This window comes from Micromonospora sp. NBC_01405 (genome assembly GCF_045040155.1).
Lineage (GTDB): Bacteria > Actinomycetota > Actinomycetes > Mycobacteriales > Micromonosporaceae > Micromonospora.
The window spans coordinates 3,691,739-3,710,538 of sequence record NZ_CP109532.1 but is presented as its reverse complement, the minus strand read 5'-3'; the positions used below and the strand labels follow the sequence as shown (position 1 = coordinate 3,710,538).

The 18,800-nt window shown below is 74.7% G+C and carries 13 protein-coding genes and 1 pseudogene; 5 read left to right on the top strand and 9 right to left on the bottom strand.

Going from position 1 to position 18,800, the window contains the following annotated elements:
- Window positions 1–131: 131 nt before the first annotated feature.
- The 3 genes and pseudogenes from OG559_RS16030 to OG559_RS16020 all read left to right on the top strand — a co-directional run bounded on the left by OG559_RS16030 (window position 132) and on the right by OG559_RS16020 (window position 4,015).
- Window positions 132–1,961, top strand: a complete 1,830-nt coding sequence (locus OG559_RS16030) for a PspC domain-containing protein (RefSeq protein ID WP_405104668.1) — start codon at window positions 132–134, stop codon at window positions 1,959–1,961.
- Window positions 1,958–2,209: pseudogene (locus OG559_RS16025) on the top strand (hypothetical protein); the annotation flags it as partial. The gene OG559_RS16030 and the pseudogene OG559_RS16025, both read left to right, overlap by 4 nt.
- A 552-nt stretch (window positions 2,210–2,761) precedes the next feature.
- Window positions 2,762–4,015 (top strand): phosphatidylserine decarboxylase, encoded by a 1,254-nt coding sequence (locus OG559_RS16020; RefSeq protein ID WP_405104666.1) that lies wholly within the window; start codon window positions 2,762–2,764, stop codon window positions 4,013–4,015.
- Window positions 4,016–4,074: 59 nt separating this feature from the next.
- Here OG559_RS16020 and OG559_RS16015 read toward each other — a convergent pair whose 3' ends face one another.
- From OG559_RS16015 to OG559_RS16005, 3 genes are all read right to left on the bottom strand, one after another.
- Window positions 4,075–4,995 (bottom strand): CDP-alcohol phosphatidyltransferase family protein, encoded by a 921-nt coding sequence (locus tag OG559_RS16015; RefSeq protein ID WP_405104664.1) that lies wholly within the window; start codon window positions 4,993–4,995, stop codon window positions 4,075–4,077.
- Between the two features lie 344 nt (window positions 4,996–5,339).
- The gene (locus OG559_RS16010) at window positions 5,340–6,254 is read right to left on the bottom strand and encodes an NUDIX hydrolase (RefSeq protein ID WP_405104662.1); all 915 of its coding nucleotides are present in this window, start codon (window positions 6,252–6,254) and stop codon (window positions 5,340–5,342) included.
- Window positions 6,255–6,449: 195 nt separating this feature from the next.
- The gene (locus OG559_RS16005) at window positions 6,450–7,397 is read right to left on the bottom strand and encodes an NUDIX domain-containing protein (protein WP_405104660.1); all 948 of its coding nucleotides are present in this window, start codon (window positions 7,395–7,397) and stop codon (window positions 6,450–6,452) included.
- 144 nt (window positions 7,398–7,541) lie between these two features.
- Here OG559_RS16005 and OG559_RS16000 point away from each other — a divergent pair, with 144 nt between their 5' ends.
- Window positions 7,542–7,913: a PspC domain-containing protein gene (locus OG559_RS16000; RefSeq protein ID WP_405104658.1), complete on the top strand. Its 372-nt coding sequence runs from the start codon at window positions 7,542–7,544 to the stop codon at window positions 7,911–7,913.
- A gap of 7 nt (window positions 7,914–7,920) precedes the next feature.
- On the opposite strand, the gene guaA is transcribed toward OG559_RS16000, so the two are convergent.
- Both guaA and OG559_RS15990 read right to left on the bottom strand, forming a co-directional pair.
- Window positions 7,921–9,477, bottom strand: coding sequence for a glutamine-hydrolyzing GMP synthase (gene guaA / locus OG559_RS15995; RefSeq protein WP_405104656.1), 1,557 nt, complete (start codon window positions 9,475–9,477; stop codon window positions 7,921–7,923).
- A gap of 119 nt (window positions 9,478–9,596) precedes the next feature.
- Window positions 9,597–11,294, bottom strand: coding sequence for an FAD-dependent oxidoreductase (locus tag OG559_RS15990; RefSeq protein ID WP_405104654.1), 1,698 nt, complete (start codon window positions 11,292–11,294; stop codon window positions 9,597–9,599).
- A 138-nt stretch (window positions 11,295–11,432) separates the two neighbouring features.
- Here OG559_RS15990 and OG559_RS15985 point away from each other — a divergent pair, with 138 nt between their 5' ends.
- Window positions 11,433–12,551 carry an LCP family protein gene (locus OG559_RS15985; RefSeq protein WP_405104651.1) on the top strand — a complete coding sequence of 373 codons (1,119 nt, stop codon included), beginning with the start codon at window positions 11,433–11,435 and terminating at the stop codon, window positions 12,549–12,551.
- Between the two features lie 49 nt (window positions 12,552–12,600).
- Here the strand turns inward: OG559_RS15985 and OG559_RS15980 are convergent, their stop codons facing one another.
- From OG559_RS15980 to guaB, 4 genes are all read right to left on the bottom strand, one after another.
- Window positions 12,601–14,064 carry a M1 family metallopeptidase gene (locus OG559_RS15980; RefSeq protein WP_405104649.1) on the bottom strand — a complete coding sequence of 488 codons (1,464 nt, stop codon included), beginning with the start codon at window positions 14,062–14,064 and terminating at the stop codon, window positions 12,601–12,603.
- 127 nt (window positions 14,065–14,191) lie between these two features.
- A complete protein-coding gene (locus OG559_RS15975) occupies window positions 14,192–15,628 on the bottom strand; it encodes a M1 family metallopeptidase (protein ID WP_405104647.1) in 1,437 nt (478 codons plus the stop codon).
- 226 nt (window positions 15,629–15,854) lie between these two features.
- Window positions 15,855–16,973 carry a GuaB3 family IMP dehydrogenase-related protein gene (locus OG559_RS15970; RefSeq protein ID WP_405104645.1) on the bottom strand — a complete coding sequence of 373 codons (1,119 nt, stop codon included), beginning with the start codon at window positions 16,971–16,973 and terminating at the stop codon, window positions 15,855–15,857.
- Between the two features lie 30 nt (window positions 16,974–17,003).
- Entirely contained in the window at window positions 17,004–18,566 is a 1,563-nt protein-coding gene (gene guaB, locus OG559_RS15965; RefSeq protein WP_405104643.1) for an IMP dehydrogenase, read from the bottom strand.
- Window positions 18,567–18,800 lie beyond the last annotated feature (234 nt).

Genomic DNA, 18,800 nt, shown 5'->3' with positions numbered 1-18,800 from the left:
CTCGATCGTCACACGCGGGGACCCCAACGGACCACGGGGACGCCCCCGACATCCCGGCCGCCCGGATCTCAGGGTGGGGTCAGGGTCGGGTCCTGAGGCCACCCGGCCGGTCGGGGCAGCAGGATCGAGGCATGACCGAGGAAGCTGCCCCGCCGCCCCGTCCCGGGGCGGCATGGCCGGACGGGCCGCCACCGGCGGATCCGGCGCCCACCACGCCCGCCAGCTGGACCGCACCGACCGTCTTCGGTCCGGCGAGACCCGCCGGGCCGGGGTCGGGTGCGACCGGCTCCCCCGCGACACCGGGTGCCGCCGCGACCGGAACCCCGGCGGGACCGGGCACTCCCGGCGCCGCCGACCCGAGGGCGTCCGCGCCGGGCGGCTGGCCGCCGCCGACCGCCGGGGGCGACCCGGCCTGGTCGCCGCCGGCCGGGGAGCCCCCCGGGCCCCACGGCCCGGGACCGGGCGGCCCGCCGCCACCACCCCCCGGGGCGGGGCCGCCCCCGCCGCCCGAGGGTGCCAGCTTCACCTCCCGGTACGGGCTGGTCCGGCCCCGCGAGGGCCGCTACCTGGCCGGCGTCTGCGCGGCGATCGGCCGGGCCACCAACACCGACCCGGTGCTGTGGCGGGTGCTGCTGGCCGTGCTCGGCTTCTTCGGCGGCATCGGCATCCTGGTGTACGTCACGGCCTGGCTGATCATCCCGGGCGAGGGCGACAGCGCCTCCCCGGTCGAGTCCATGCTGGGCCGGGGCCGGTCCAGCATGTCCCCGCTCACGGTGATCGTGCTGAGCATCCTGGTGGCGGTGAGCTTCGGGTACATCGTCACCGACGCGTTCCGGGCGGTGCTGCTGGGCGCGGCCATCCTGGTCGGCGGCGCGCTGCTGCTCAACCGCGGGCGCGGGACGTTCGACCGGGGCGGCCCGGGTCCGGTGCCCGGCGCACCGGCCGCCACCCCGCCGGGCCCGGTGCCGCCGGTCGCGTGGCCCGCGCCCGGCCTCTTCACCCCGCCTGCCGGCCCCGGGCTGCCGCCGCTCGGGCCTGCGGTCCCCGGTCAGCCCTCCTGGGCGCCGTTCGCCGGGCAGCGGTCCGGGGCGGCGGCGCCCGAGCAGCCCGCCGCCGCTTGGACGGCCGCCCCGGCCAGGCCGGTCGTCGGGTTCCCCGCCTGGCCGCCGGCGGGCACGTCGACCGGCTCCCTCCCCCCGGTCGGCGTGCCCGCGACCGGCTACCCGCCGGTCGCCGCGCCCCAGCCGCCGACCGGCTACCGGCCGCCGTTCGCCCCGCACGGCCCGTACGCCAGAGGCCCGCAGCCGGCTCCCCCGCCGCCCCGCCCGGTCAAGCCCCCGAAGCAGCCCCGGGAACGCTCCCCGCTGGGCGCCGTGACCTTCTCGCTGGTCTTCCTGGCGCTCGGGGTGGTCGCCGTGCTCGACCTGCTGGACGTGATCCACGTGGGCGCGTCGGCGTACTTCGCGGCGGCCCTGGCGACGGTCGGGCTCGGCCTGCTCGTCGGCGCCTGGTTCGGCCGCGCCCGCTGGCTGATCGCCCTCGGGCTGGTCACCGCGGCGGCGCTCGGCATCGCGACCGTCGCCGAGTCCTACGACCGGATCCGGGGCATCGACGGGAACGTCACCTGGGCCCCCACCGACCGTCGTGACCTGGCCGACCGGTACGAGAACAACTTCGGCGACGCCGTGCTCGACCTGCGCGGGATCGACTTCGACAAGCAGGACACCCAGATCACCGTCGCGATCAAATTCGGGACGGCGACCGTGGTGGTGCCGGCGAACGTCGACGTCACGACGATCGCCGAGGTCAACGCCGGGGACGCCAAGGTCTTCGGCAAACGCTCCGGAGGGCTGGACGGCCGGCTCCGGGAGAGCACCGACCTCGGCGCGGACGGCGCCGGGGGCGGGAAGCTGCGCCTGTACGTCCACATCAACGCCGGCAACCTGGAGGTGACCCGGTGAAGGCCCACCGCACCGATGTCGTGTCGCTGGGCTTCGGCCTGGTCTTCGTCGCCCTGGCCGGGTGGTGGCTGCTCGCCCAGCTGCTCGGCCTGGACCTCCCGCCGGTCGGCTGGTTCCTGGCCGGCGGGCTGATCCTGATCGGCGCGCTGGGCCTGGTCGGCGCGCTGCGCTCCGGCCGGGGCGACCGGCGCGACGCCGAACGGCCGGCACCGGCGGACGCCGTGGACGTGGGCTCGGACGACCGGCGTGACGCCGAACGGCCGGCACCGGCGGACGCCGTGGACGCCGGCTTCGGCGACCTGCCGGGCTCCGAACGGCCGTTCACCGAGGCCGGGTCGCCCTCGGCCGACGAGTGGTCCACCGCGGCGGTCACCGACGAATGGCCCGGGGCGGTCGAGGACCGGCCGGTCAGCGACGGCGGGCCGGCCCGCTGGTCGCCGGCGGACCCGCTGGACGCCGACCCCGCCGGCGGGCCACCGCCCGGCCCGGCCGCCGAGCGGGTCACCGAGCCGCTGCCCCGGTTGACGGCCGATCCGACCGTCGTGGGGCCGACGTCCGACCCGGCCGACCCGGACGCGCCGCGCCGCGGGTCGCAGGGGGCGGACGGCTGACCACGGCGGTGCGGTCGCCCGCGCCGGGCGCATATGCTGGCCGGTGGAGAGCTCGCCTCCGCCGGCCGGCACGGGCCGCGCCCACGGCCGCTTCGGCAGGTCGCCGGCCCGTTCTGCGGCCGACCCGACCGGGTCGCCGTGGCGGTCCCGCCGCGATTCCGTCTCTACCCCGTCAGGAGCCCGTCCGACATGACCCAGTCCCCCGCCGTGCGAACCTCCGGCCAGCCTGGTCCGGTCCGCATCGGCGAGCGCGCCGCCCGTACCCTCGTCACCGAGCTCGCCCGGCGCAACGACCCGAAGGTCGCCCTGCTGGTCGGCGCGACCCCGAAGTCCGCGGTGCTGGCCGCGGCGATCGACGCCCTGTTGCCCGGCGACTCCCTCACCGTGGTGCCGTCCGCGACGGCCACGCCCGCCGCGCTGCGCGAGCACGTGACGGCCCAGGGCCGTTGGGTCGCCGACCGGGTTCGGGTGGCCGACTCCCTCGCCGAGGCCGACGCCGCCGAGGTGGTGATCGCCGCCGAGCCGCTCACCGGCACCGCCGAGGAGACCCGCTCGACCATCGACGACCTGACCAAGTACCTCGCCGACGGCGCGGTGCTCAGCCTCGCCGCGCCCGCGGCCCCGGGGCGCACCGCCGGCGCCGCCGCCGAGATCGAGCGGCAGGGCGCGCTGTACGGCGTCGGGGCGGACCTGGTGCTGCGCAACTCCCCGCCGGTACGGGTGCACCGGCTCCGCTTCACCCCGGCCGGCACGGCCGTCGCGGCCCGGCTCGCCCCGGCCCACCGGCCGTCCAGCGTCCCGCTGACCAGGGGCATGCACATCGACTCCAACGGCGTGGCCGCGGCCGGGATCGCCCTCGGGCTCGCCGCGCTGACCCGGGCCGTCCGGCCGAAGTCGAAGCTGTGGCTGCTGCCGGCGCTGGCCGCCGTCCCGGTGGCCGCGTTCTTCCGGGACCCGGAGCGGGACGTCCCCGAGGACCCGTCGGCTGTCGTCGCGGCCGCCGACGGGCAGGTGCTCTCGGTGCAGCGGCTGCACGACGAGCGCTTCGGCGACGGCGAGTGGCTGCGGGTCGCGGTCTTCCTCTCGGTGCTGGACGTGCACGTCAACCGGTCCCCGGTGGCCGGCAAGGTGGTCGACTACTTCGTCGCCGACGGCGGCTTCGTCAACGCGATGAAGCCGGACGCCGAGCACAACGTGGCGGCGTACACGGTGCTGGACACCGAGCACGGCACGGTGGTCGTCGCGCAGCGCACCGGGCTGATCGCCCGGCGGATCGTGCAGCGCGCACCGGTCGGGTCGCTGCTGGCCAGGGGCGAGCGGTTCGGCCTGATCCGGTTCGGCTCGCGGACCGACGTCTACCTGCCGGCCGACGCGGCCGACCCGCTCGTCGGGCCGGGCGACAAGGTCATCGGCGGGTCCACGGTCATCGCCCGCTGGCGCTGACCCGAGGACGACGAAAGGGGCGCCGCTGTTCGCGGCGCCCCTTTCGGGTAGATCGTCGGTCAGGCGGTGCGGCGCTGGTGCAGCCAGAGCAGCGGACCGCTGACCAGGTAACCCATCACGATCAGGGCGAAGGTCAGCCGGACGTCGACGAGCCCGCCGATCACCGGGGCCAGCCAGAGCCACGGCGGCAGCTTGACCAGCCGGGCCAGCTTCGCGTAGGGGAAACTGGAGACCATCGCGACGGCCAACAGCGCGACCCCCGCGATCTGCACCAGGCCGGGCAGCGGCAGCCCGATGGCGACGGTCAGGGCGAGCACGGCCGCGGCCATCGTGGTCGGCACGCCGCAGAAGAAGCGGCCGTCCTTCGGCGAGACGTTGAACCGGGCGAGCCGGATCGCCGCGCAGGCGGCGACGAGCGCTGCGGCCACCGCGGCGGCGGCGGGCGGGGCCTCCCCGGCCAGCGAGGCGTAGACCACCACCGGGGCGGCGAGGCCGAACGAGCACATGTCGGCCAGCGAGTCCATCTGGGCGCCGAACGGACTGGCCACCCCGAACTTGCGGGCGAGCGCACCGTCGAGCCCGTCGAACACGACGCAGGCGATGAGGAGGAGCGCGGCGATGCGCACCTCACCCTGCATGGCCAGGAAGATGGCATTGATCCCGAGCACCAGGCTGGCCAGGGTGCAGGCGTTGACCAGCGCGAACTTGGCCCGGCGGGCCGCCGTCCGGTCGCCCGGCAGCAGCGGGATCGACATCGACGCCTCATCGTCGACCGGGGTGCTGGGGGCGAGGGCCGGGCTCACCGGCACGATCGCCTGGACCTCGGTGCGCTCGTACCGGTCGAGGCCGTACCGGCGGCGCTGCCGGTCGAGGTAGCGGTGCTCGGGCGATGCCAGGTCGGTGCCTGCGGCGGCGACGCCGTCGCGGCGACCCACCCGGACCAGCAGCACTTGGCGGGCGAACGTGCTGCTGCGGCGCAACGGGCCCGCCCAGCGACGCCCTGCGGGGCGCGGACTGTCAGTCGTACGACGCCGGCGCCATGGGGCTCTCGGCACGTTTCCTCCATCACCGGATCGACTGGCCGCCACGGGGGCGGGCGTCCGGCTGTCTCGTGCCGGACCGCTTCTGGCCCGGCAGCCGTTCAAGCGGAGTACACCATTGCACAGGGGAGTGGGGCTTGGCGATAGCTGCCGGCGGTACTTGCACCTGGTCAAACCGCGCGAAACGCCTTGTTATTCCTGTCTCGGGCTTCATCGCCCGTTCCTCCATCAACCCTGCTTCACAGACTACCGGAGCCGTTCGATGTCGGCTGAGCGGGCGGGCGCTATACGACGTGATGTCCGGTTGCCAGGGCCGCGACCTCGGTCATGGGCAGCCCTTCGAGCCGGTCGGGCGGGAACCAGGCCGCCTCGGCCGTCGATCCCCCGGCCAGCTCGGTGACCCGCGCCTCGGTCGGATTCTCGACCTGCACCCGGTAGACCACCCGCACCCCGTGCCAGTCCAGCGGCCGACCCTCCGGCCCCAGCGCGGCGGGATTGTGCAGGTTGTGCACCATCAGCAGCTCCACCACCCGGCCGAGCTGGCCGGCCTCCTCGACCAATTCGCGGAGCAGCCCGCCGGCCGGCTGCTCGCCGTGGTCGGTGCCGCCGCCGGGCAGGTGCCACCAGCCGGCGCCCGGGTAACCGTCCGCGATCATGGTGAGCAGCACCCGGCCGGCCGGGTCGGTGACCAGGCCGTACGCCGCGAAGCGCTGGTGCCGGTCGGCCGTCGGCGGCGGGTATGACGCGCGCGGCGCGGTGCCGGGCGCAGTCCGCCGCAGCGGGGTGACCGGCAGGCCGAGCGCCTCGGCGGTGAACGGCATCAGCGGCAGCCCGGCCGCCTCCTCGATGCTCGACCAGCGCACCAGGTCGGTGGTGCCGTCGGCCTCGTCCCGGAGCGCACCGCCGCTCACCCGCACGGCGAAGACGATCCGGTCGGTGTGCAGCTCGACGCCCGCGCCGGGTAGCGGTGTGACGTCCGCGACAGCGGCGAGCAGGCCGGTCACCTCGACGGCGAGTCCGGTCTCCTCGGCGAACTCCCGCCGCGCGCCGGCCTCGGGGTGTTCCCCGTGCTCCAGGCCGCCCCCGGGGAGCTGCCACACCCCCGGGAATTCGACCCGGTCGGACCCCCGCACGAGCAGCACCCGCCCGGCCCGGTCCCGACAGACCCCGTACGCCCCGATCCGCCGCCGCTGCTCCATGCGCCCTCCCCGTCCGCCCCGGATCGCGTACCCGGTCGATCATGAAGCTATCGCCTACCGAGACGGCGTGTCGCGGCGACAACCCGACGAGCGACCGGCCCGCGCGGGCGCGGCCCGACGGCTGACCTCCGTCAGCGGGCGCGCAGCAGACGGACCGGGCCCGCGCGGGCGGGCGGGGACGGACGGAGGGGACGCTCAGGTGAGCCGGGCGGCCTGGACTGCCTCGGCCGTGACCTCGGTGAGCCGGTCGGTGGGCAGGGCGCCGAGCTCCTCGCGGGCGAACCAGCGGGCCTCGCAGGTGGAGCCGCCGATGTCGGTCACGGTGGGCGGGGCGGGCTGGTCGACCGCCACCCGGTAGAAGGCGCGCACGCCGTGCCAGTCGATCGGGTAGCCCTCGGGGCCGAGCGAGGCGGCGTCGCGGTGGCTGGCCACGCCGAGCAGCTCGACGAGGCGGCCCCGCTGGCCGGTCTCCTCGACCAGCTCCCGGATCAGCGCCGCGCCCGGCTGCTCGCCGTAGTCGGTGCCGCCGCCGGGCAGGTGCCAGCAGCCGGCGCCCGGGTACCCGTCGGAGACCCTGGTGAGCAGCACCCGACCCTCGGGATCGGTCGCCACCGCGTACGCGGCGAAGCGCTGGGCCCGGTGCAGCCCGTCCGGGCCCGGGACCGCGTAGAAGGAGGGGAACTCCGGCGGCTCGTCGGGCACCACGTCGGCCGAGGAGGCGGGCAGGCCGAGGGCGCGCGCGGTGAACGCGCGCAGCGGCAGCTCGCGGGCCTCGGTGCGGGTGAACCAGCGGGCCAGGTCGGTGGGCCGGTCGACCCGGTCGGCCAGCGTGCCGCCCCGCACCGAGACCTGGTAGATGAGCCGGTCGGTGTGGATGGTGATGCCCCGCTCGGGCAGGGCCCGCATGTCCGCGAGCACGTCGTCCAGCCCGGCGACGGCGACCGAGAGCCCGGTCTCGGCGGCGGTCTCCCGGACGACGGTGTGGTTCGGGTCCTCCCCGTGGTCGACCGCCCCGCCGGGGAGGGACCAGGTTCCAGGGGTGCCGGAGCGCTCAGATGCGCGGACCAGCAACAATCGGCCGACTGAATCAGCACAAACTGCGTATGCCGCGATCCTGCGGAGCGGCTCCAGCATGGTGGTCACGGGGGGGAATTCTCCTCGGCCGGCGTTACCTGGATCGAAAAGAGTCAGATTCCTGACTAATGACTGGATCATCAGGGATCGGTCAGGGTAGCGATCCGGGCCCTCACCGAGGTCGCCACGCCGCCCGGCGCGGACCCTGGGGGCATGACCTCGACACCGCCGCACCAGGCCCCGTACAAGCAGCTCCGCCGCCCCACCACCGACCGGATGGTGGCCGGGGTGGCCAGCGGCGTCGGCCGCTACTTCGCCGTCGACCCCACCCTCGTCCGGGTGGCGTTCGCCGTCGCGACCGTGCTCACCGGCGGGCTCGCCGCGCTGGCGTACCCGATCATGTGGTTCCTGATGCCGGAGGAGCCGGCCGGCGCCCCGGCCTGGCCGCACCCGGCGGGCCCCGCGACGCCCGGCCCGTCGCCCACCCCGGGGTACGGCCCGCAGCCGACCTGGCCGCCGGCTCCGGCGACCGTGCCCGGGGCGGCCGGGGCGCCGGACGGGCCGGTGCCGCCGACGGCCGGCTGAGCCGGCGTCACTCCCACTCGATGGTGCCCGGCGGCTTGCTGGTGACGTCCAGGACCACCCGGTTCACCTCGGCCACCTCGTTGGTGATCCGGGTGGAGATCCTGGCGACCACCTCGTAGGGCAGCCGGGACCAGTCGGCGGTCATCGCGTCCTCGCTGGAGACCGGGCGCAGCACCACGGGATGCCCGTAGCTGCGCCCGTCGCCCTGCACGCCGACGCTGCGCACGTCGGCCAGCAGCACCACCGGGAACTGCCAGACGCCCCGGTCCAGGCCGGCGGCGGTCAGTTCCTCGCGGGCGATCAGGTCGGCCTGGCGCAGCAGTTCGAGCCGCTCCCGGTCGACCGCGCCGATGATCCGGATGGCCAGGCCGGGACCCGGGAACGGGTGCCGCCAGACCATCGCCTCGGGCAGGCCCAGCGCCAGGCCGAGCGCCCGGACCTCGTCCTTGAACAGCGTGCGCAGCGGCTCGACCAGGGCGAACTTCAGGTCCTCCGGGAGACCGCCGACATTGTGGTGGCTCTTGATGTTGGCGGTGCCGGTGCCGCCGCCGGACTCCACCACGTCCGGGTAGAGGGTGCCCTGGACCAGGAACTCGACGTCGCCGTGCGAGGCGATCTCCCGGGCGGCGGCCTCGAAGACCCGGATGAACTCCCGGCCGATGATCTTCCGCTTCTGCTCCGGGTCGATCACCCCGGCCAGCGCGCCGAGGAACCTCTCCTGCGCGTCGACCACCTTGAGTTTGATGCCGGTGGCGGCGACGTAGTCCTTCTCCACCTGCTCGGCCTCGCCGGCCCGCAGCAGGCCGTGGTCGACGAAGACGCAGGTGAGCTGGTCACCGACGGCCTTGTGCACCAGCGCGGCGGCGACCGCCGAGTCCACCCCGCCGGACAGGCCGCAGATGACCTCCTTGTCGCCCACCTGCGCGCGGATCCGGGCCACCTGCTCGTCGATGATGTTCGCGGGGGTCCAGGTGGGCTCGATGCCGGCGATGTCGTACAGGAACCGGGTGAGCATCTCCTGGCCGTGCGCGGTGTGCCCGACCTCCGGGTGGAACTGCACCCCGGCCCGGCGGCCGGCCAGGTCCTCGAACGCGGCGACCGGTGCCCCCTCCGACTCGGCGGTGACCGTGAACCCGGCCGGGGCCTCGGTGACGCAGTCGCCGTGGCTCATCCAGACCGGCAGGTCGGCCGGCAGGTCGCGGAGCAACACACCTGGTTCGAGGAGGCGGGGGCGCAGCGGGGTGCCGCCGTACTCCCGGTTGCCGGTGCGCGCCACGGTGCCGCCGAGCGCCTGGGCCATCGCCTGGAAGCCGTAGCAGATGCCGAACACCGGGACGCCGGCGTCGAACATCCCGGCGTCGATCTGCGGGGCGTCGGGGGCGTAGACGCTGGCCGGGCCGCCGGACAGGATGATCGCGGCCGGATTCTTCGCCAGCATCTCGGCCACCGGCATCGAGTGCGGCACGATCTCCGAATAGACCCGCGCCTCACGCACCCGGCGCGCGATGAGCTGGGCGTACTGGGCTCCGAAGTCCACCACGAGGACGGGACGAGGCGTGCTCATGTGCAGGAAGCCTACCGACAGTCACACCCGCTCCGGTGCGCGGGCGGCCCTTCCCGCGCGGATGTTCCGGCGACAGGGGAGCCATCTGCTGCCGGGGGCGTCGAAAGGTGTCCTTCCGCTCACGCCCGCAGGGCGCCGGGGGCGTCCGCCGGGACGGCCGGGTGGGCCGGCGGCACCGGGTCGAGGCGCCGGTACGGCTCCCCGAGCGGCGGGCGCGGATCGGCCTCGCCCTTGTTGGGCCAGAGGGACATCGCCCGTTCCGCCTGGGCGGTGATGGTCAGCGAGGGGTTCACCCCGAGGTTCGCCGAGACGGCCGCGCCGTCCACCACGTGCAGCCCGGGATGGCCGTGCACCCGGTGGTACGGGTCGATCACCCCGTCGGCCGGGGTGACGCCGATCACCGCCCCGCCGAGGATGTGCGCGGTCATCGGGATGTTGAACGGCTCGGTGAGCGCCCCGCCGGGCGTGCCGCCGATCTCCTCGGCGAGCAGCCGGGCGGCGGCGTTGCCGGCCGGGATCCAGGTCGGGCTGGGCTCGCCGTGGCCCGCGACGGCGGCCAGCCGCCGGCCGAACAGGCCGCGCCGCCAGCGGGTGGTCAGCGAGTTGTCGGCGGACTGCATGACCAACGCGATGACGGTCCGCTCCGACCAGTTGCGGACGGTGAGCATCCGGGCGGCGGTCCCGGGCTGGCGCAGCAGGGTGGCCACCCAGCGCCGGACCCGGTGCGGGCCGCCGTCGACCAGCAACGACTGGAGCAGCCCCATCGCGTTCGAGCCGCGCCCGTAGCGGACCGGCTCGATGTGGGTCTGCGGGTCGGGGTGGAACGAGCTGGTGATCGCCACCCCCTCGGTGAAGTCCAGCCCCTCGGCGCGGGCCCGCCCGGGGGGCACCGACGCGCCGAGGATCGCCTCGGAGTTCGTCCGGGTCAGCTCGCCGAGGCGGGGCGACAGGGCGGGCAGCGCCCCGGTGGCCTTCATCTCGTGCAGCAGCCGCTGGGTGCCGAGCGACCCGGCGGCGAGGACCACCTGGTCGGCGTGGAACACCTGGCGGCGCCGGCGCAGCCAGGCCCCGGTGCGGACGGTCTCCACGCGGTAGCCGCCGCCGTCGGCCGGGCGGACGGCGGTGACCGTGGTCAGCGGGTGCACCCGCGCGCCGAGCCGTTCGGCCAGCCACAGGTAGTTCTTGACCAGGGTGTTCTTCGCCCCGTGCCGGCAGCCGGTCATGCATGCCCCGCAGTGCGTGCAGCCGGTGCGCTCCGGACCGGCCCCGCCGAAGTACGGGTCGGCGACCCGCTGCCCCGGCCGGCCGATGTGCACCCCGACGGGGGTGGAGTGGTAGGTGTGGCCGACACCCATCCGGTCGGCCACCGCCCGCATCGCCCGGTCCGCCCGGGTCTGTACCGGGTACGTGGTGACGCCGAGCATCCGCTTCGCCTGGTCGTAGTGGCGGGCCAGCTCGGCACGCCAGTCGGTGACGTCCCGCCACTGCGGGTCGGCGTAGAACGCGTCGAGCGGCTCGTAGAGGGTGTTCGCGTAGACCAGCGAGCCGCCGCCCACCCCGGCGCCGGACAGCACCAGCACCCCGCCACCGGTTCCGCGTCCGGCGGACCGGAGCAGGGTGATCCGTTGCAGCCCGTAGCAGCCGAGGCGCGGGGCCCAGAGGAACCGGCGCAGCCGCCACGAGGTCTCCGGGAACTCGTCGTCGGCGAAGCGCCGCCCGGCCTCCAGCACGCCGACCGAGTAACCCTTCTCGGCCAGCCGGAGCGCGGTGACGCTGCCGCCAAAGCCGGACCCGATGACGAGCACGTCGTACCGCATGGAGGCATCATTACCGACGGGTAGCTATCGCGCCAGGGCCCGTTTTCGCGGCATCATGCACCCCGCCGCCGGCGATCCGTCGCTCAGCGGCCGCAACCCGGCGACTCGGTCGGAGCGTTGTACGAACGGGGGTGTGACATGGCCGGAGAGGCGGGAACCGGACGCCGGCGGTGGCGGGTGGGGCTGGCGGTCCTCGCGGCCCTGGTCCTGGTGGCTGGCGGCGCGACGGTGGCCGTCCGGCTGATCTCCGACCGGCAGCCCGAGCGCGGGGCGGGTCGGGTCACCGCCGCGCCCACACCGTCGGAGGCCGCGCCGAGCCCCACCCCGCCGCCGGGGGCCGACGTGACCGGGCCGCTGAACCTGCTCATGGTCGGCGTTGACACCCGGGTCAGCGTGCCCGGCTGGGAGCCGCACGGCGACGCCGTGCTGGTGGCGCACGTGACGAAGGAGCTGGACCGGGCGTACGTCTTCTCGCTCCCCCGCGACCTGCTGGTCGACATCCCCGCCTTCCCGAAGGCCGGATACAAGGGGGGAAAGACCAAGCTCACCCACGCGATGAGCTACGGCAGCCGGGTGCCCGGCAAGCCGAAGGAGCCGAGCGCGACCCAGGGGTACGAGCTGCTGCGCAGCACGGTCAGCGGGTACACCGGGCTGCGCTTCGACGCCGGGGCGGTGGTCACCTTCCAGGGCTTCGAGAAGCTGGTGAACGCCGTCGGCGGCATCGACGTCTACATCGACCAGCGCACCGTCTCGCTGCACCGGCGGCCCGACGGCCGGCACCGCGAGCCGGCGCCGGGCGGCGGCGGCTACGTCGGCCCGCAGATGGTCTACGAGAAGGGCGAACGGCACCTGAACGGCTGGCAGGCGCTGGACTACTCCCGGCAGCGCTACGGCCTGGACGGCGGGGACTACGCCCGGCAGCGCCACCAGCAGCAGCTGATTCGGGCGCTGGTCCGCAAGATCCAGGGCGAGGACCTGGCCCGGCAGCCGGACCGGGTCGAGCAGGTCCTCGGCGCGCTCGGCGACACCCTGATCTACGCGGGCGGGCCGAGGATCGTCGACCTCGCGTACGCCCTCGGCGGGCTGCCCGCCGACCGCCTCGTCCTGGTCAGCCTGCCCGGCGAGGGGGTGGGCAAGGGCAGCGCCTACCGCGGCGAGCAGCTCAAGCCGGTCGGCCGGAAGTTCCTCACCGAGCTGAAGGCGGGCCGCGCCGAGCAGTACCTGGCCGCCCACCCCGAGCTGATCGTGAAGAAGTGACCGACGCCGGGGCGGCCGGTCCACCGGGTCGCCGCGCGGGCGACCCGGGTCAGCGCGTCGGCCCCGGCCTCTCCGGCCGCTCGGTGCCGTAGAGCCACGCGTCGAAGAGCGTGTCGAGCTGCTTGCCGGAGACCTGCTCGGCGAGGGCGACGAACTCCGCGGTGGTGGCGTTGCCGTCGCGCTTGTCCGCCGCCCAGGTCTTCAGCAGCGCGAAGAACGCCCGGTCGCCGACGGCGACGCGCAGCGCGTGCACGGTCATCCCACCGCGCTGGTACACCGACTCGCTGAACAGGTTCGCCGCCCCCGGCTTCCCCGGCGGGGTCCGCCAGACCTGACCGGACGCGCCGAGGTACGCCGCGTCGAACGACTGCCGCGCCGTCCGCCCGCCGCGGTGCTCCTCCCACAGCCACTCCGCGTACGTGGCGAGCCCCTCGTTGAGCCAGATGTCCTGCCACCTGGCCAGCGCCACACTGTTGCCGAACCACTGGTGGGCCAGCTCGTGCGCGACCACCCCGGTGTTCTCGCCCCCGCGGAAGAAGTTGGCCGAGTAGACCGGCCGGCTCTGCGTCTCCAGCGCGTACCCGATGCCCGGCTCCGAGACGACCACCCCGCCGTACGCGCCGAACGGGTACGGCCCGAAGACGCCCTCCAGGTAGTCGGCCACCTCGACGGTGCGGGCGATCGACGCGTCCGCGGCCCCCTTCGGCAGCTTCGTGGTGACCGCGCTGAACACCGGCCGTCCCTTGTGCTCGGCGCGGGTCACCCGGAACTCGCCGATCGCCAGGGTGCTCAGGTAGCTGGCCATGGGCGAGCGCTCTGCCCACTTCCAGGTGGTCCAGCCGGCCCGGGTGGTCTTCCCCAGCGGCACCCCGTTGCTGACCGCGGTCAGCCCCTCCGGCACGGTGATCTCGAAGTCGTACGCGGCCTTGTCCAAGGGGTGGTCGTTGACCGGGTACCAGGTGCTCGCCGACTCGGGCTGGCCGAGGGCCACCGCGCCGTCGGAGGTGGCCCGGAACCCGCCCTCGCCGAGGGCCTCGTTGCGCAGCAGCTTCGGCTCGCCGTCGTAGCCGATCTCGGCGGTGAAGCCGTTGCCGGAGGTCAGCCCGACGGCGGGGGTGACCACCAGCTCGTCGCCGGTGCGGGCGTGCCGGGCGGGGACGCCGTCCACGGTCACCTTCCGCACGGTCAGCCCGGCCAGGTCCAGGTTGAACGAGGACAGGTCGGCGGTGGCCGTGGCCTGCACGACGGTGGTGCCGGTCAGCCGGTCCTTCGCCGGGTCGTAGCGGACCCGCACGGTGTACCGCGTCACGTCGTACCCGGCGTTGCCGTACCGGGGGAAGTAGTCGTCGCCCACCCCGGCCGCGCCGGGCCTGAACTGCCGGGCCGAGGTCGCCGACGCGGCTGCCTCCGGCGCGGACGGCTCGGTCGGCGTCGAGGAGCAGGCGGCCAGCCCGAGCGCAACGGCCAGCAGCAGCCCGGTGCCGGGGCGCAGGCCCCGCAGGGTCAGCGTCATCACGTCGTCCCTCCCGGCGGAGGTCCCCGTGACCGCCCGACCCCGGCCGGCCGCTCCGCCCGCGGCAGCCTACCGACCGCCGGCCACGGTGTGGTCACGCCGGGTGGGATCAGGGCAGGGGGTGGGATCAGCGCAGGGCGGGAGCGGTGCCGCCGACGAGCCAGGCGTCGAAGAACGCGCCGAGCCGCCGGCCGGAGACCCGCTCGGCGAGGGTGACGAAGTCCGCGGTGGTGGCGTTGCCGCCGCGCCGCTCGGCGGTCCAGGTGCGCAGGGTCCGGAAGAACACCTCGTCGCCGACGGTACGCCGCAGCGCGTGCACCGCGAGCGCGCCCCGCTGGTAGACGGCGGCGCCGAACATGTCCGCCCGGCCCGGGTTGACCGACGGCCGCGTCCAGTCGGTCGCGGCGTGACGCAGCTCGAAGGTGCGCTGCGCGGTCCGGCCGCCGCCGTGCTCCGTCCAGAGCCACTCGGCGTACGTCGCGAAGCCCTCGTTGAGCCAGATGTCGCCCCACCGGTCCAGCGAGACGCTGTCGCCGAACCACTGGTGGGCCAGCTCGTGTGCGACCACCTCGGTGATCGGGCCGCCGGCGAGGAAGAACCCCGGCCCGTAGACCGGGCGGGACTGGGTCTCCAGCGCGTACGAGATCCGCCCGTCGGCGAGCGCGATCCCGCCGTACGAGTCGAACGGGTACGGCCCGAAGCGGTCGGCCAGGAAGTCGGCGATCTCCCCGGTGCGGGCGATCGAGGCGGCGGCCGGACCGTCCGCCGGCAGGCCCGCCGCGACGGCGGTGACCATCGGCTTGCCGGCGTGGGTGCCCGTGGTCACCCGGTAGTCGCCGATCACCAGCGTGCACAGGTAGCTGGCCATCGGCGCCCGCTCGGCCCAGCGCCAGGTGGTCCAGCCGCCGCTGCTGCTCCGCCCCACCGGCGTCCCGTTGCTCAGCGCGGCGAGCCCGTCCGGCACGGTCACCTCGACGTCGTAGGTCGCCTTGTCGGACGGGTGGTCGTTGACCGGGAACCAGGTGGCCGCCGAATCGGGCTGGCCGAGGGCCACCGCGCCGTCCGGGGTGGCCAGGAAGCCGCCGACGCCCAGCTCGCTCTCGACCGGCGTGGGCACCCCGGTGTACTCCACGTCGACGGCGAACCGGGCGCCCCTCGCCAGGCCGCGCGCCGGGGTGACCACCAGCTCGCGCCCGTCCCGGTCGTGCCCGGCGGGAGCCCCGTTGACGCGGACCGCGGTGACGGTCAGGCCGGCGAGGTCCAGGTTGAACCGGGACAGGACGGCGTCCGCAGTGGCGGTGACCGTGGCGTGGCCGGTGAGCCGGTCGTCGGCAGGGTCGTAGCGGACCCGCAGCCGGTACGCGGCCACGTCGTAGCCGCCGTTGCCGTGGCCGGGGACGTACGGGTCGCCGACGTCGACCGGGCCGGGGCGGGGGCGATCGGGATCCGGGGGCGCCCCGGTGCAGCCGGCGAGCCCGGCCACGACGAGCCCCCGGCCAGCAGAGAACGCCCCGCCCACCCGGTACGGACGCCCCCCGACCTCGGCCGAGCGCCACTGCTGCATGTGGCAACTCCCCGAACCGGCCGCCCTCCCACTCGAACCATCACTCATACCTCGCCACACTCAGAAACCCCTACCCACCCCAACCACCCCATACCCTCCCAAACTCCCCCGCCCCTCCCGTCCCCACCCCCGCCTAATACACGGAAAGAGTGGTTATTCCGGCGGGAATAACCACTCTTTCCGTGAATGTGCGGCCGGGGGGGTCCCGGGGTGGGGTGGGGGTGGGTCAGCGGTCTAGGACTAGGCCTACCTTTTGGAATTCCTTGAGGTCGCGGTAGCCGCACTTGGCCATCGCCCGGCGTAGGCCGCCGAACAGGTTGAGCTGGCCGTCCGGTTCGTCGGCCGGGCCGAACAGCAGTCGCTCCATCTCGCCGAGCGGCTCGCCGGCCACCTCGAACGCCCCGCGCGGCAGCGACGGGTGGCTGGCCGCCGAGTGCCACCACGCGCCGCCGGCCGGGGCCTCCTCGCACAGCGTCAGTGGCTCGCCGAGCATCACCGCGTCCGCGCCGCAGCCCAGCGCCTTGGCGATGTCGCCGGAGGTCTGGATGTCGCCGTCGGCGATCAGGTGCACGTACCGGCCGCCGGTCTCGTCCAGGTAGTCGCGGCGGGCCGCGGCGGCGTCGGCGATCGCGGTGGCCATCGGCACCCGGATGCCGAGCACCGACTCGGTGGTCGACCAGTCGTCGCCGCCGATGCCGACGATCACGCCCGCCGCGCCGGTGCGCATGAGGTGCAGCGCGGTCTTGTAGTCGGTGCAGCCGCCAACGATGACCGGGAGGTCGAGGTCGGCGATGAACTCCTTGAGGTTCAACGGCTCGTCGGTGGTGGAGACGTGCTCGGCCGACACGATGGTCCCCTGGATCACCAGGATGTCCACGCCCGCGTCGAGGATCACCGGGGCCAGCGCCAGGGTGTGCTGCGGGGAGACCCGGACCGCCACGGTGCCGCCGCCGGCCCGCAGCTCGCGGACCCGCTCGGCGATCAGGTCCGGGCGGATCGGCTCGGCGTACACCTCCTGGAGCCGCTTGGTGGCGCGGGCGTCCTCGCCGAGGCCGGCCAGCTCCTCAAGGATCTTGGTCGGGTTCTCGTACCGGGTCCACAGGCCCTCGACGTTGAGCACGCCGAGCCCGCCGAGCTGGCCGAGCCGCACGGCCGACTGCGGGCTCATCGTCGCGTCCGAGGGATGCCCCACGCACGGGATGCCGAACTGGTACGCGTCGAGCTGCCAGGCCGTGGAGACGTCGTCGACGTCCCGGGTGCGGCGGCTCGGCACGATGGCGATGTCGTCCAGGTGGTAACCGCGCTGCGCGGTCTTCCCCTGGCCGATCTCGACCACATCACGCATGGGGGCTCCAGGTGTCTTGAGGGGATGGGGTCAGCGGGAGTGGTAGTTCGGCGCCTCGACGGTCATCTGGATGTCGTGCGGGTGGCTCTCCTTGAGCCCGGCCGCGGTGATCCGGATGAGCTGGCCGCGCCGGTGCAGCTCGGGGATGCTCTCCGCGCCGACGTACCCCATGGCGGCGCGCAGCCCGCCGGTGAGCTGGTGGGCGACGGCGGAGAGCAGGCCCCGGTAGGGCACCTGACCCTCCACGCCCTCCGGGACCAGTTTGTCCTCGGCGAGCACGTCCTGCTGGAAGTAGCGGTCCTTGCTGTACGACTTGGCCTGACCCCGGGACTGCATCGCGCCGAGCGAGCCCATCCCCCGGTACGCCTTGTACTGCTTGCCGTTGATGAAGATCAGCTCGCCGGGGCTCTCCTCGCAGCCGGCCAGCAGGCTGCCGAGCATCACCGTGTCGGCGCCGGCCACCAGCGCCTTGGCGATGTCGCCGGAGTACTGGATGCCGCCGTCGCCGATCACCGGGACGCCGGCCGGGCGGGCGGCCCGGGCCGCCTCCATGATCGCGGTGATCTGCGGGACGCCGACGCCGGCCACGATCCGGGTGGTGCAGATCGCGCCCGGCCCCACCCCGACCTTCACGCCGTCGGCGCCGGCGTCGACCAGGGCCTTCGCCCCGGCGTACGTGGCCACGTTTCCACCGACGATGTCGATCCTGACGTCCTTCTTGAGCTGGCGCACCATGTCCAGCACCGCCCGCTGGTGGCCGTGCGCGGTGTCCACGATCAGCACGTCCACGCCCGCGTCGACCAGGGCGCGGGCCCGCTTGTAGGCGTCCTCGCCCACGCCGATGGCGGCGGCCACCCGGAGCCGGCCGGCGTCGTCCTTGGTGGCGTTCGGGTACTGCTCGCTCTTGGTGAAGTCCTTGACGGTGATCAGCCCGCGCAGCCGGCCCGAGTCGTCGACGATCGGCAGCTTCTCGACCTTGTGCTGGCGCAGCAGCGCCAGCGCCTCGTCCTTGCTCACCCCGACGGGCGCGGTGACCAGCGGCGGGCGGGTCATGATCTCGTGGACCGGGGTGGCCGGCTCGGAGACGAAGCGCATGTCCCGGTTGGTGACGATGCCGACGAGCTGACCGTCGCCGTCGACCACGGGAACGCCCGAGATCCGGTACCGGCCGCAGAGCGCGTCGACGTCGCGCAGGGTGTCCTGCGGGCTGGCGGTCACCGGATTGGTGATCATGCCGGACTCGGAGCGCTTGACCAGGTCGACCTGGAGCGCCTGGTCCTCCAGGGAGAGGTTGCGGTGCAGCACGCCGATGCCGCCCTGGCGGGCCATCGCGATGGCCATCCGCGCCTCGGTGACGGTGTCCATCGCGCTGGACAGCAGCGGAATGGTCAGCTCGACGTTTCGGGTCAGCCGGGTGCGGGTGTTGACCCGGCTGGGCACCACGTCCGACTCGCCGGGCTGGAGCAGCACGTCGTCGAAGGTGAGGCCGAGTGGGACCACCCGGGCCGAGCCGGCGGGCAGCTCCGGCAGATGGCCGCCCAGCTCGCCGCGGTCGGCGCCGGCCGGAAGATCGATGCTGGGCGAATTGTCCACGAAAGGCTCTCCTGAGCTGGTCGGGCGGGGCTTCAGCGAGGCGGCGCGCGCGGGCATCCAGCGCACGCCGGGTGATGACGCGTCGGTGCCATCGTACCCATCGGCCCGGGCCGACCCCGCCGGAGCCGGCCCGTTCGTCGACGCTGCGTGACGGCCGCCCCCGTCAGCCCCGACGCCGGGTGACCAGGCGGACGGGGGCGGGCGGCACGTGGTCGCGGGGTCTACGGTGAGGGG